This is a genomic window from Shewanella sp. Arc9-LZ (assembly GCF_010092445.1).
Classification (GTDB): Bacteria; Pseudomonadota; Gammaproteobacteria; order Enterobacterales; family Shewanellaceae; genus Shewanella.
Genome location: NZ_CP048031.1, coordinates 4,072,344 through 4,085,344, shown reverse-complemented (window position 1 = coordinate 4,085,344; position 13,001 = coordinate 4,072,344). Strand labels below are relative to the sequence as shown.

14 protein-coding genes are annotated in these 13,001 nt (G+C 41.1%); 4 read left to right on the top strand and 10 right to left on the bottom strand.

All coding sequences use genetic code 11. From position 1 onward, the window contains the following. Window positions 1-88 precede the first annotated feature (88 nt). Entirely contained in the window at window positions 89-724 is a 636-nt protein-coding gene (gene crp / locus GUY17_RS17510) for a cAMP-activated global transcriptional regulator CRP (RefSeq protein WP_101085253.1), read from the bottom strand. A 378-nt stretch (window positions 725-1,102) separates the two neighbouring features. Between crp and GUY17_RS17505 the strand changes: the two genes are divergently transcribed. After that, complete coding sequence (locus tag GUY17_RS17505; protein WP_254439941.1) at window positions 1,103-1,801, top strand: tetratricopeptide repeat protein; 699 nt, start codon at window positions 1,103-1,105, stop codon at window positions 1,799-1,801. 240 nt (window positions 1,802-2,041) lie between these two features. On the opposite strand, the gene GUY17_RS17500 is transcribed toward GUY17_RS17505, so the two are convergent. From GUY17_RS17500 to GUY17_RS17490, 3 genes are all read right to left on the bottom strand, one after another. Continuing rightward, window positions 2,042-2,938 (bottom strand): phosphoribulokinase, encoded by an 897-nt coding sequence (locus GUY17_RS17500; protein ID WP_059744602.1) that lies wholly within the window; start codon window positions 2,936-2,938, stop codon window positions 2,042-2,044. Between the two features lie 132 nt (window positions 2,939-3,070). After that, window positions 3,071-3,319 carry a YheU family protein gene (locus tag GUY17_RS17495; RefSeq protein ID WP_101085255.1) on the bottom strand — a complete coding sequence of 83 codons (249 nt, stop codon included), beginning with the start codon at window positions 3,317-3,319 and terminating at the stop codon, window positions 3,071-3,073. A 13-nt stretch (window positions 3,320-3,332) separates the two neighbouring features. Beyond that, window positions 3,333-4,346, bottom strand: a complete 1,014-nt coding sequence (locus tag GUY17_RS17490; RefSeq protein ID WP_162023865.1) for a hydrolase — start codon at window positions 4,344-4,346, stop codon at window positions 3,333-3,335. Window positions 4,347-4,458: 112 nt separating this feature from the next. On the opposite strand from GUY17_RS17490, the gene GUY17_RS17485 reads away from it, so the two are divergent. Next, entirely contained in the window at window positions 4,459-4,971 is a 513-nt protein-coding gene (locus GUY17_RS17485; protein ID WP_101085257.1) for a TAT leader-containing periplasmic protein, read from the top strand. Window positions 4,972-4,994: 23 nt separating this feature from the next. Further along, entirely contained in the window at window positions 4,995-6,584 is a 1,590-nt protein-coding gene (locus tag GUY17_RS17480; protein ID WP_101085258.1) for a GMC family oxidoreductase, read from the top strand. A gap of 70 nt (window positions 6,585-6,654) precedes the next feature. Here GUY17_RS17480 and GUY17_RS17475 read toward each other — a convergent pair whose 3' ends face one another. Then, window positions 6,655-7,146, bottom strand: coding sequence for a TIGR02444 family protein (locus GUY17_RS17475; protein ID WP_162023864.1), 492 nt, complete (start codon window positions 7,144-7,146; stop codon window positions 6,655-6,657). A 72-nt stretch (window positions 7,147-7,218) separates the two neighbouring features. Beyond that, a complete protein-coding gene (locus GUY17_RS17470; RefSeq protein WP_162023863.1) occupies window positions 7,219-9,129 on the bottom strand; it encodes an ABC transporter ATP-binding protein in 1,911 nt (636 codons plus the stop codon). 176 nt (window positions 9,130-9,305) lie between these two features. Between GUY17_RS17470 and GUY17_RS17465 the strand changes: the two genes are divergently transcribed. After that, window positions 9,306-9,503 (top strand): YheV family putative zinc ribbon protein, encoded by a 198-nt coding sequence (locus tag GUY17_RS17465; protein WP_162023862.1) that lies wholly within the window; start codon window positions 9,306-9,308, stop codon window positions 9,501-9,503. Between the two features lie 36 nt (window positions 9,504-9,539). Here the strand turns inward: GUY17_RS17465 and GUY17_RS17460 are convergent, their stop codons facing one another. The 4 genes from GUY17_RS17460 to folK form a co-directional block, all read right to left on the bottom strand. Beyond that, window positions 9,540-10,058, bottom strand: a complete 519-nt coding sequence (locus GUY17_RS17460) for a hypothetical protein (protein ID WP_101085262.1) — start codon at window positions 10,056-10,058, stop codon at window positions 9,540-9,542. Between the two features lie 491 nt (window positions 10,059-10,549). After that, on the bottom strand, window positions 10,550-11,404 hold the full coding sequence (panC, locus tag GUY17_RS17455; RefSeq protein WP_162023861.1) for a pantoate--beta-alanine ligase: 855 nt from the start codon (window positions 11,402-11,404) through the stop codon (window positions 10,550-10,552). Between the two features lie 243 nt (window positions 11,405-11,647). Further along, window positions 11,648-12,442, bottom strand: coding sequence for a 3-methyl-2-oxobutanoate hydroxymethyltransferase (gene panB / locus GUY17_RS17450; RefSeq protein ID WP_101085264.1), 795 nt, complete (start codon window positions 12,440-12,442; stop codon window positions 11,648-11,650). Between the two features lie 68 nt (window positions 12,443-12,510). After that, window positions 12,511-12,996, bottom strand: a complete 486-nt coding sequence (gene folK / locus GUY17_RS17445; protein WP_162023860.1) for a 2-amino-4-hydroxy-6-hydroxymethyldihydropteridine diphosphokinase — start codon at window positions 12,994-12,996, stop codon at window positions 12,511-12,513. Window positions 12,997-13,001: the final 5 nt, after the last annotated feature.

The following is a 13,001-nucleotide window of genomic DNA, read 5'->3' as shown; positions in this document are numbered from 1 at the left end:
CACTTTAAGTATCTTGGCTTAAATCAAGCTGAAGCTTATATGATTAAACATAAACATTTTGCTTGATTCGTCGTTAGCCTTTTGTCATTTAGCGTGTACCGTAAACTACGATCGTTTTACCGTGTGCTTGGATCAAGTTTTGTTCTTCAAGCATTTTTAAAATACGACCAACAGTTTCACGTGAACAACCAACAATTTGACCAATCTCTTGACGGGTTATCTTAATCTGCATGCCGTCAGGATGTGTCATAGCATCGGGTTGTTTTGCAAGATGTAATAGCGTTTGTGCAATACGACCAGCAACGTCAAGGAAGGCTAAGTCGCCTACTTTTTGACTAGTACTTTGTAAACGATAGGCCATTTGCGCCGAAAGTTTCATCAAGATTTCAGGATTTACCTGAATCAATTGCTTAAATTTCTTATAAGAAATTTCTGCAATTTCACATGCTTGTTTAGCACGAACCCATGCAGTACGTTCAGATTGCTCTTCAAACAGCCCTAGTTCACCGATAAAATCGCCTTGATTTAGATAAGAAAGGATCATTTCTTTACCTTCTTCATCTTTGATCAATACAGCGACGGAACCTTTGACGATGTAATATAAAGTGTCAGACTCTTCACCTGCGTGAATTAAAGTACTCTTTGCTGGGTACTTATGAATGTGACAATGTGAAAGAAACCATTCTAATGTTGGGTCAGGTTTTGGCTTACCAATCAGAGCCATATGATATTCCTCGATTGATTAAAAATGAAAGTAAGTAATGTCTAATTAAGCATTCTACGCTATTGAAACGGTGAAAACTTTGATAGAGATCGTATTTAGAAGTGTGCGTAGTGTATATTAACTTGTTAAATTTTAGATTAAATTTATCTCGTTTGTGATGGCGGTCGACTTTTTTTGTGAATTTGTCTTAATCATCACTACGATTGAATTGTTGCCAATGTTATTTGTCTATTGTATTGGATCCATGAGTTAGCTAATGTTATTTAATCAGCTTCATAAATAGTTGTCGAGGTATGCGTGAAAAAACTGAGTCAAATTGGGGTTATTGTTTGTGTTGTTTTATTAAGTGGACTTAGTTCATCTGTAAAAGCATTTGTTATCCCGCCCTCTATTGAGTCTCAAGCGGCGAGTAAACTGGTTCATATTCAGATTAAAGCCAAACAAGGTAATGCAGACGCACAATTTCTATTGGGCTTAATGAACCTTTCCGGACGATTTGTTACTCAAGATACCAAGCAAGGATTAAGCTGGGTTAATCTTGCTGCGCAACAGCAAAATATTAAGGCGCAACAAACATTAGCTGACCTAGCTTTTGACGGCAAATTAATTCCGCGGGATTTAGCACTTGCCGAGAAATGGTATTTGCAAATGGTTGCACAGGGGGATAAGTGGGCTCATTTTCGTTTAGGGTTTATTTATTCTGCTGGTGGTGATGGCGTAGTGCGTAATTGTGGTAAAGCAATGGAGCAGTTTAGTGCTGCGGGAGATGCTGTTTCAATGGGCAATATTGCGTGGATATTAGCTACATGCCCTGAAGCGGAATATCGCGATGGTTCACGTGCAGTATCGATGTCGTTAAAGTTACTTGAGCACAATCAGAATGATCCGACGGTATTAGATAATCTTGCGGCCGCGTATGCAGAACAGGGTGATTTTACTGCGGCGATAGATACCCAGAAAAAAGCGATTGATGCGTTGAAAGATAACCCTGAGATTGTGCGCAGCGATGAATTTATTTTACGTTTGAAGCAGTATCAGAATAATCAAGCTTATCGAGAAGTTATCCCACTGATGTAATGCTCTGAGTGAGCAATGTGAGTCATTTACTATTATCAATCAGTCAGTGTATTCACTTGTTTATCAGAAGAGATAAAAGTTGATGTGGGTGCTGGAACATCGACTTTTTTGGGTTTCGTTGATGTGCTTAATGCACTAACAGATCAAAAAGGGGGAATTAGCACTTCAAGCACATCAACTGCCGTTATTTCGCTTGAAATCACGATGCAGCTATCTTAATTGTTCTGACTTAAATCAAACTTAATCGGGTTTGATATCATCAAGGTTTTGCAACTCTATACGCTTATCCATTAAGTCTTTAACTAATGGCGTTAAAATTAATTCCATTGCTAATGACATTTTTCCACCGGGAACAACCAGTGTATTAACGCGTGACATAAATGAGCCTTGGATCATGTTGAGGTAATAAGGGAAATCAACATTGTTAATGCCGCGAAAGCGAATCACTAAAAAGCTTTCATCTAGGCTAGGTATGTCTTTTGCGCTAAAGGGATTTGAGGTGTCTACGGTCGGCACTCGTTGAAAATTAATGTGTGTCCGTGAAAATTGCGGCGTCATGTGCTTGATGTAATCGTCCATACTACGGACTATCGAGCCCATTACTTTTTCACGACTATGACCCCTATCGTTTGTGTCGCGAATAATTTTCTGAATCCACTCTAAATTGACAATCGGCACCATGCCTATCAATAGATCAACATGTTTAGCGACATCGGCATCTTCCGTCACCACACCACCGTGTAGCCCTTCGTAATACAGCATATCGGTATTGGCTGGCAAATCACGCCATTGCGTGAATGTACCAGGCATTTGGTTAAATGGCACCGCTTCATCGAAGGTGTGCAAGTAGCTGCGGGTTTGGCCATTGCCTGTATCACCATAGCTTGTAAAACACTCTTCGAGTTTTTTGAAATTATTGGCTTCGGGGCCAAAATAGCTTAGATTTCGATTTTCAGCCTGTGATTTTCGAATTAACACTTCCATTTCTGCGCGGGTGAAATTATGGAAACTATCACCTTCAACGAATGCAGCATTAATACCCAGCTGTCTAAAAATATGAATGAAGGCCGTCGTGGTTGTCGTTGTGCCAGCACCAGATGAACCGGTTACAGCAATAATAGGATGTTTTGCTGACATGTTATTTGCCTAGGTAAAGTTGTGGACGCGAAAAATCGAGTCACTAGTTATACGGTAATCATCACCCGTGGGTCAATTCTTCGCGGGTAACAATGTGATCATTTTGTGGTAAAACCATTGTTTTTTTTACAACTAATCGAAAGATGAACGTGAAATATGCTCGCGTTGTCTAATGGCGATAGACTCATCATCCTCACTATACTCGACAACTAAGTCGCCTTTTTTTAGTGCTAGCTTACATTGGTCCATTGCACGACTTAATTGTTGCTCGTCTGCGTCACTAAAACTGCCATCTTCAAGTTGTGATAACAGATATTCTTTTATCATACGTTGAAGTACTTCTTGAGGTAATGAAAGTAACGCTTCATAAGGCACAAGCATGGTGTATTTCCTATTAATGACTGACTAAAGAAGCGTGGGCATCGTGTTCGGTTACTGTATCACTCGCCGTTAGTATAAACTCGATGATGCGACGTTCGAGGTAAAAGCGCGGTTTCCAAGGCCAGCCACCTTCAACAAAACCTACATGTCCGCCAAACTGATGCAACTCGTATTCAACCATAGGCGACAATTGAGCTTGGTTTGGGATCACTTCATCAGTCATGAAGGGGTCATCTTTGGCGTGGATGACTAATGTGGGCTTGGTAATATGTTGCAAATAGCCTAGGCCGCTAGATTGTTGATAATAATCATTAACGTCAATAAAACCATGCAAAGGTGCAGTGACTTTATCGTCAAATAAATAAAAGGTATTGAGCATTTTGAGCTGTTCTTTAGTGATCGGCATTTGCTCGGTTAACTCTGCAGTGTTAATTTTTTCGAGCATTTTATCTTGTAAGCGTTTAATTAAAAAGCGTTGATACAGAGTTGAAAAACCATTTTCTAAGCGTTTTGCACATGCGCTTAACGTGAGAGGCGCCGACACAACCACAGCGCGTTCGAGTAAGCTATGCTGTTGTTTGCTGCCTTGGTATTTTGCCAATACATTACCGCCTAAACTGTAGCCAACAGCATACAATGGCGAGTCTGGATAGTAGTGTTTTAGTTGTTCTAAGGTGTAGGCTAAGTCGTTTACATCGCCGCTATGATAACTGCGAGCTAAGCGGTTAGGTTCACCCGAACAACCTCGATGATGATGAACGACAGCAGACATTTTGGCTTTTTTTGCTTCGATGAGCATTCTGCGTGCATAATGCGATTCTGTGTTACCTTCAAGACCATGGATAATCACTAAAATAGGCGCGCCATTTTGTGCTTGGCCTAGCCAATCTAAATCGATAAAGTCGCCGTCGGGTAACTCTTGTCGTTGCCTAAATGTTATTGGTCTGGCCACTTTAAAAATGAATGGTAGAATCGTTTGTACATGCGGGCTAGTAGCCCACCAAGGCGGAGTGAACAAGGTTTTCATAGAAGGAATATTTCTGTAATTGTTTGTGAAAATTTAAACGTATGTTTAAATGTTACTCATGCCACTCTACCACATAAAAAATAGAGACAACAATAAACTCAAGGGGAAGTAAATGAAGCGGCGTGCCTTTCTTACTGGTGCTTTTGCTGGAACTGCGGCAATAGCACTCGGCGTTAATTTATATTCACCTAGCATCACGACCTCTACCGATGATATTCATCATCGAGTGTTGTTCAGTGTGTTGCTGCCAGTGTTCTTAGACGGTGCATTGCCCGAGGTTCCAAGCCATAGAGAAATCGCGATAAATCGCACATTGGATGCGATTTCACAATCAATTACTCATTTGCCTGTAGAACAACAACAAGAGTTAATGGAATTGTTGGAGTTGCTTGAAGGACGCTTCGGCTTATTGTTGCTCAGTGGCAGTATGACACCGTTGTTAATGCGTGAACCAAAGCAATTGATTGACATGTTAGAGTTTTGGCGACACAACTATTTGGACATGTTAACGACCGCTTATAACGGATTACGTGAATTGATAATGGCAAGTTATTACGCCTGTCCGGAACATTGGGGCAATTTACGTTATGTAAAGCCTACTTTCTTGGTGCATAACGCGCATTAATCCCTCATGTAAGGAGCTCTCCCTTGGCCATTATTGATCCTATTATTACCGGATTAAGTTCAGGCTGGCATCATATCGATGCTAGTACCTTAGAAATGGATCGCCACTTTGACGCTGATGTTGTTATTGTTGGCACCGGAGCTGGCGGCGGCACCGCAGCAGAAATACTCACTGAAGCTGGATTAAAAGTGATTATGATTGAAGGCGGATCGCTAAAATCATCAACTCACTTTGATATGGAAGAGCGCCACGCTTATCCTAATTTGTATCAACAAGCAGCCGCAATGAAAACTGCAGATAAAGGTATTGGTATATTTCAAGGTCGAACGGTAGGCGGTTCAACCACGGTCAATTGGACAACCTCAATTAGAACTCCAGAACAAACCTTGGCCTTTTGGGAGCAAGAAAAATCGGTAAAAGGTTTGTCCTCGCAAGATTTACTGCCTTGGTTTGAATTGATGGAGCAGCGGCTCAATATTGAACAGTGGCAGTTTGAGCCCAATAGAAACAATGGTGCACTGCGCGAAGGTTGTGAAAAGCTGGGTTGGGATTACACCGTCATTAAACGTAATGTTAAAGGTTGCTGGAATACCGGTTACTGTGGCATGGGTTGTCCCGTTAATGCCAAACAATCTATGTTAGTGACTACTATTCCAGCGGCTTTGGACAAAGGCGCGACGTTGATTTCTCGCGCCAAGGTCATCAAACTTGAACACAAAGGCGATCAAGTTGTTGGTTTAACGGCGCAGGCATTAACCGAAGGGTTAATGCCGACATCGGTTAACATTACTTTTAGTGCTAAGCATTATATTTTAAGTGCGGGTGCAGTTCATACACCAACGATATTAATGCGTTCTAATACCCCAGATCCACATAAGCAATTAGGCAAAACGTTTTTACATCCGTCATTGTTATCGGGCGGTATTTTTGCAGAACAAATTAATGGTCACAGTGGTGCGCCGCAATCTATCTATTCAGATGAATTTGTTTGGCGTGATGGCGCGACTGGCGATTTAGGTTATAAGCTTGAAGTTGCGCCTGTACATCCCGTGTTGATAGCATCTAAAACCATTGGTTATGGTGTAAGCCACGCACAATTAATGGCTAACTTTAACCAAATGCAGGTGACTATTGCGCTTATTCGTGATGGTTTTAATCAGCAATGTCCTGGTGGTCAGGTAAGATTAACCGATACGAGTTTGGCGTTAGATTATCCTTTAGATAAAGGTTTTTGGGATGGTGCTCGTCGGGCATTTTTGTCGATGGCCGAATTACAATTTGCTGCAGGAGCCAAAAAGGTGTTGCCGATGCATGATGGCTTGTCATTTCTTAATTCGTGGAGTGAAGCAAAGCAGGCTATCAATAATGCCGATTTAGGTTTATTAAAAACCATTGTCGCGTCGGCCCATGTGATGGGCGGTTGTGCAATGGGTGAAGATAAAACCCTATCAATGGTCGATACTTTTGGTTATTCGCATTACCTTGAAAATTTATCGGTGATGGATGGTTCGGTATTCCCAACAAGTTTAGGCGCGAATCCGCAGTTGTCTATTTATGGTCTAGTGGCTCGAAATGCAACGGCATTAGCACAAAAATTGACTCAAACTAGCTAGCTGAACGGCTTGGTATGCCTTAGCATGGCGGTATATCAACGTACGGCAAGTCGCTAAACCAGATGATGCGTTATGAGTGAGCAAGGCCGGTTTGGGTGGTCAACTCAGTCATAATGCTTTCATCTAAGCCAAATAAGCTAAGGTAGTGTTGTATATTGCTCGGCTCAGTATTATCAGGTTCAATATCTAACGTTTTCCCCTGCAGTAAGTTCAATTTGTGTAATAACATGTACTGAGATTTACGTTCCATAATGAGCTCAACATCGAGCATTTTTTGATATTCTTCACCGTCTAAGTATGCTTTAGCAATCCGCCGTAATCGTCGATAAGGTTGCAACACATTTGCTTCCCATTGATCTACAACACCTGTCAATAATTCCCACAGTTGTGGCGTCAACACATATTGCTGTTGATCAAGGTATTGAGCCAATAATAAAATATTCACATTTACTTGGTAAGTGTCTTGTAAGTTTATGTAAAAATTGGGATTAGTTGAGTAATTTTGTTCGCAATCATGCCAAATTAAATAGCTAAATGTTTGCTGGTGAGAAGGCCGCGACATACAGTATCCCTTACAGCCTTAAGTGGTGTGAGTTAACACCACTTAAGGCTTGAATAAAATAAAACTAACTGTTTATTGAAAATCTTGTTCGAAAAGCTCTATCTGCTCTTGAATGTCTAACCAATGCATTTCACTTTCATCCATAGCTTGAGTCAGCGTAGTCCGTTCGTTGAGGACATTGGTCATTTTAGCTTTGTTCTCGGCTTCGTATAAGCTGCCATCGGCTAACTCAATTTCTAATTCGGCTAATCTGGCATTAATTTTTTGCTGTTGATTTTCTAACTTTACTTGTTGTTTTTTCAGCGGCGATACTTTCTGACGTAATTCAGCTTCCATTCTTTTTTGCTGTTTTTTATCAACAGCATCACCGCCAGTGCCAACATCTGTTTTGTTGTTGGCTTGTGCTAGTTTGGCGGCATCGAGCAACCATTGATGATAGTCATCTAAGTCACCGTCAAAAGGTGTTACAACACCTTGGTCAACTAAGTAATAATCACTACAACTTAATCGTAATAGGTGACGATCGTGTGACACGATGACCATTGCACCCTCAAAGGTTTGCAATGCCATGGTGAGTGCGTGACGCATCTCTAAATCTAAATGGTTGGTCGGTTCATCGAGTAATAGTAAATTTGGACGCTGCCAAACCACTAATGCTAATACTAGGCGGGCTTTTTCGCCGCCAGAAAACGGCCGTACTGGCGATAAGGCCATATCACCATTAAAGCCAAACCCGCCTAAAAAGTTGCGTAATTCTTGTTCGCGAACACTTGCTGGTGCAAGTCTTACTAAGTGTTGCATTGGAGAGTCATCAAGCGTTAAAAATTCAACTTGATGCTGAGCAAAATAACCAATATTCAATCCTGGGTTAGGTTGGTATTTACCCGTTTTAGCTTGTAATTGCCCTGATAACAGTTTGATCAGCGTCGATTTACCGGCACCATTTCTACCTAACAAACCAATACGCGCACCAGGGACTAGGTTTAACTCAACCTGTTTCAGGATGGTGTTATCTTCATAACCAATAGAGACATTTTCCATTACCACTAATGGGTTAGGTAGCGCTTCTGGTTCTCTAAAGGCCATTTGAAATGGATTGTCTACTTGCGAGGGCAACAAATCGGCCATGCGTTCGAGGGCTTTTAAGCGGCTTTGTGCTTGTTTAGCTTTACTGGCTTTATAGCGGAAACGATCAACAAATGACTGCATATGTGAGCGTTCTTTTTGTTGACGCTCAAAGGCGACTTGTTGCTGGGCCATGCGTTCGGCGCGTACTCGTTCAAAAGAAGAGTAATTACCTTTGTAGTAATTTAGTTTGTGATTTTCAACATGAACAATTTCACCAACAATGCCATCGATAAAGTCACGATCGTGACTGATCAAAATGAGTGTCCCTTGATAAGATTTTATCCAACCTTCTAACCAATACATGGTATCTAAGTCTAAGTGGTTGGTTGGCTCATCGAGTAACAATAAGTCTGAACGACATAATAGTGCTTGGGCTAAGTTGAGGCGCATACGCCAACCACCAGAGAAGCTTTTTACCGGGTTACTTTGGTCTGCATCCTTAAATCCTAAGCCTGCTAATAGCGCGCCTGCTCGAGCTTTGATGGCATAGCCGCCAATAGCATCAATTTTGCCGTGAATAAGCGCAATGGCATTACCGTTATTGTCGGTTTGGGCTTTCTCTAGTTGGGCTTCTAAATCACGGTATTCAGTGTCACCGTCGAGGACATACTCTAGAGCCGACACATCTAATGCCGGTGTTTCCTGCGCAACAGAGGCAACTTGCCAGCCTGAGGGGAAACTAAATTCACCCTTATCTAGATGTAAATGACCCAAAATCAAGGCAAGCAATGATGATTTACCTGTACCGTTGGCGCCGACAAGGCCAACCTTGTGTCCGGGATAAATCGTCAGTGAGGTTTCATCGAGTAAGGTTTTACTGCCGCGAATTAACTGAGCTTGGCTTATGTTGATCATTAATTACAACTTGATACTTAAGAATAGAATAATGGTGCAGATAATATCGCATCTACGATTTATTTCCCACAATCACGGGACTCATGTGGGCTAATCATGGCAAAATAGGCGTATAAATCAGGTAAAGACCTTATTGAGTTAACCGCTCATTCAGTAAACACTAAGTTGAGTAAATCATGACCAAAATTAAAAAGCGTTTTGTTGCAGGGGCTAAATGCCCTAAATGCAGTGCTAAAGACAGTATTTTATTGTTTAAAGAAAATGGAATTGAAACGGTTGAATGTACTGACTGTGATTATCGTGAGCAACAAACGGATATTAAAGTGCCTCAAAAAACCAGTGGTAGCATGATCGGGGTATTCAAACCTGATTAACGTGGCGTGGCATCTCAACGCAGATGAAGAGTTGAGTTAGTTACTCATATATTCATCTGGTTGTGTTTCAGCAGATATCTTCATTTTATGTTTAGTTAATATCTGGATAACATTAGTATTATTTTTAATTAGGCCGTTGAAGCGTGTAGTAATTTCTTGTAATTCTAGGCCGTAACTTGGGTCGTCTCTAGGTTTAGTTTGCCAGTAACGCTTACGATCCAATTTTTGTATTTCGCTAGCCCGTAAAATTTCAAAATAGCTGTTTTCTTGATTTAAGCGATAAATTTCACCATCAAGTAGCTGCAGTAATTTCTCTTTAGAAATGGTTTGTTTATTGAGTATTGCTTCTAAGGGATCTTGTTTGAGCTCGCGCTTGTCCGAGTCAACCTCAGTGGTTATACCCAATTGGTATTCAATTTTATGTTGGCTATATTCCTGAGGGCAAGCTGTTTGGCTGAAAACGACTTTTTCATCCATCATGCATTTGTAAATAGTATTGGCTTGAGCAGTAAAAGTGCTCATGGCGAGTACGATGAATAACAGTCTTTTTGCCATGCGGCCACACATCCTTTTGTCATCACTATTACGATTTTGATATCACATGTTTACGTTTTCGACACTAGGCCTTGTCGATGATGCATTCAGCCTCACAGTTGACAACCATGTCTAGCTGCTAATGGTAAGCAATCACCGGTTACGTATTTTGGCTAAAGGTATTGTTTTTTACTGTATCTCGCCAACTCACTTATTTAACTAGTGTTTTGATGAGCTTATGTACTTAAACAGATTAGCATGTTTTAACGCTACGCAAGTAAGACATTACCCATACTCGTTACCGGATATTGAATACTCGGCAATCATACCTTGCTAACTATATAACTATAATCACGTCGATAACACTATTCTAACGCTTAAATATGGTTCAATTTTATCGATAAAACCAGTTTTTTGACAATGGAAATATCAATAAAATAAAAAATCTTTGTTTTTTATTTTATTGAGTTAAGCCAAAAAATAATATTTTTTTAGCGAAGCGTGCTATGCGCCTAACTTGAATGACGAGAAAATGACACGTTGTCTATCAAGCGCGCTTTGCCGAGATATGCCGCCCCAATAACCACTAGCTCACTGTCAGCTGCCGTTACTTGGCGTAATGTATTGGCATTTCTCACTTCGAGATAATCAGGAGTAAAACCAACTGTTATAAGTCGTTTTTTGGCAATTGAGATAGCTTGTTGTATTGCTTCACCGCGTTGAATCGCGTTAACAATACTGTCTAATGCTTGTTTTAATGTTGCTGCTGAGTGTTTTTCTTCAATGGTTAAATAGCCATTACGAGAGCTCATCGCAAGACCCGACGCTTCTCGGATAGTTTCCACTCCAATTACATCGATTGGCATCGATAAATCTTCAACCATGGTTTTGATAATCATCAATTGTTGAAAATCTTTACGGCCGAATAAGGCGATATCAGGTTGAACAATATTAAACAGTTTGGAAACTATAGTGGCCACACCACGAAAATGACCTGGGCGGCTTGCACCGCATAATTCATCACCAATTTCTGGTACTTCAATAAATGTTTGCTGTGCCAATCCTTTGGGATAAATAATCTCAGGTGTTGGAGTGAAGAGTAGTTCTGTTCCGGCAAGCATTAGCTTTTCGCTATCTTGTGCGAGTGTGCGTGGGTAACCCTCTAAGTCTTCATTGGCACTAAATTGCATCGGATTAACAAAAATAGATACCACTACATGGTCTGCGCGCTTTTTAGCTTCATTCACTAAGGTAATGTGACCTTGGTGTAAGTTACCCATAGTAGGCACAAAAGCAACCGTTTCGCCTTTGCTGCGCCAAGTCTTAACATGTTCGCGAATGGTTGAGATAGCGGAAGTGGTTATCATTTTCTGTTCGAACCTTAATAAAAACAATGTAGTCATTGATGTAGATTTAATGATTAGCCTCAAGCCGAATAAGAGCTAGGGTAATCGATAACAACGGGTTTATTTCGCATCTGCAAATCAAACTTGCCGTTTGTGTTGCTAACGAAGGTGCATTGACTCATCAACTGTCGATCTATTGTAAGTCAATGCAACGTAGATAGCAGAGCAAAAATGATAATAAATTTATATTATCAAGATGTTATATTAATTAAAGGTATGTTCTTCCGCTGGGAATGTGCCGTTAGCAACTTCATCAATATAAGCTCTGATAGCCGAACGGATTTCGCCGGTTTGTTTGAGGTAGTTTTTTGAAAAACGGGGAATGTAGCCACTCGAAATGCCTAAAACATCGTGCATAACAAGAATTTGGCCATCGGTGTCAGCACCCGCGCCGATACCGATAACTGGAATGGTTAGTGCTTCAGTAATGGCTTTAGCCAGGGAGGCTGGAATACACTCAACCACTAATAATTGCGCACCAGCAGCTTGCAATGCTTTAGCTTCATCTAGAATGCGTTGCGCGTTATCAGCGTCGCGACCTTGCACTTTAAATCCGCCAAAAACGTTCACCGACTGTGGCGTTAACCCTAGGTGAGCACAAACTGGAATACCACGTTCGGTTAACATTTTTACGCTTTCAAGTAACCAATGTCCGCCTTCTAATTTAACCATGCTGGCACCTGCCTGCATTAATATTGCAGCGTTAGTCATGGTCTGTTCTGGGGTGCTATAGCTCATAAACGGCATGTCTGCGATGAGTAATGCGCGCGAAACACCACGTTTGACACAAGCGGTATGGTAAGCAATATCGGCAATGGTTACTGGTAAGGTATCGTTATGGCCTTGAAGCACCATACCGAGTGAATCACCCACTAGAAGTACATCAACACCTTCACTGTCAAATGCGCCGGCAAAGCTAGCGTCATAAGCCGTTAATGCGGTGAACTTTTTACCTTCTTGTTTGAACTTGATTAGGGTCGAACTGGTGACTTTTGACATAGTAGACTCTTAAAACAATATTGAAATACTAAAAGCTGAGCTTAATCTTCTGTCTGTTAAGATCAACTTTAATCGATAAGCTTTTGTAATTCATCACGCATTGCCACACTAATAAGGCTTTCAAGGCTTGTATTACAAGGCAATGTTAGCGCTGGTGCAATGTCTGCTAATGGAACTAACACAAAACTGCGTTGCTTCATGCCGTAATGAGGCACACAAAGTCGAGGTTCGTTGATGTGTTGTTGACCATAGAGTAACAAATCTAAATCTAAGGTACGAGGTCCCCAGTGTTCAAGTCGTACACGCCCTTGTTGTTGCTCGATTTCTTGTAAGGTATCGAGTAACTCAATGGGCAATAGCGAGGTTTCAAACCCCGCGACAGCATTGACATAATCTGGCTGAATAACATCACCCATGGGCTTGGAACCATAATATGCTGACACCGTAAAAGTGTTGTTTATTGCCAATGCCTTTAGCGCCAATACTGCAACATCGAGTTGTTGTATTGGCTCTGCTAAATTAGCGCCTATGGCGACATAAACTTGAACCGCCATGATTG

What these genes read in the sequence shown, in the direction of transcription:
- panC (WP_162023861.1), bottom strand. Translation starts at nt 11,404, where the DNA reads ATGATAACCACTTCCGCTATCTCAACCATTCGCGAACATGTTAAGACT.
- GUY17_RS17485 (WP_101085257.1), top strand. Translation starts at nt 4,459, where the DNA reads ATGAAGCGGCGTGCCTTTCTTACTGGTGCTTTTGCTGGAACTGCGGCA.
- GUY17_RS17470 (WP_162023863.1), bottom strand. Translation starts at nt 9,129, where the DNA reads ATGATCAACATAAGCCAAGCTCAGTTAATTCGCGGCAGTAAAACCTTA.
- crp (WP_101085253.1), bottom strand. Translation starts at nt 724, where the DNA reads ATGGCTCTGATTGGTAAGCCAAAACCTGACCCAACATTAGAATGGTTT.
- GUY17_RS17475 (WP_162023864.1), bottom strand. Translation starts at nt 7,146, where the DNA reads ATGTCGCGGCCTTCTCACCAGCAAACATTTAGCTATTTAATTTGGCAT.
- GUY17_RS17495 (WP_101085255.1), bottom strand. Translation starts at nt 3,319, where the DNA reads ATGCTTGTGCCTTATGAAGCGTTACTTTCATTACCTCAAGAAGTACTT.
- panB (WP_101085264.1), bottom strand. Translation starts at nt 12,442, where the DNA reads ATGTCAAAAGTCACCAGTTCGACCCTAATCAAGTTCAAACAAGAAGGT.
- GUY17_RS17500 (WP_059744602.1), bottom strand. Translation starts at nt 2,938, where the DNA reads ATGTCAGCAAAACATCCTATTATTGCTGTAACCGGTTCATCTGGTGCT.
- GUY17_RS17490 (WP_162023865.1), bottom strand. Translation starts at nt 4,346, where the DNA reads ATGAAAACCTTGTTCACTCCGCCTTGGTGGGCTACTAGCCCGCATGTA.
- folK (WP_162023860.1), bottom strand. Translation starts at nt 12,996, where the DNA reads ATGGCGGTTCAAGTTTATGTCGCCATAGGCGCTAATTTAGCAGAGCCA.
- GUY17_RS17460 (WP_101085262.1), bottom strand. Translation starts at nt 10,058, where the DNA reads ATGGCAAAAAGACTGTTATTCATCGTACTCGCCATGAGCACTTTTACT.
- GUY17_RS17465 (WP_162023862.1), top strand. Translation starts at nt 9,306, where the DNA reads ATGACCAAAATTAAAAAGCGTTTTGTTGCAGGGGCTAAATGCCCTAAA.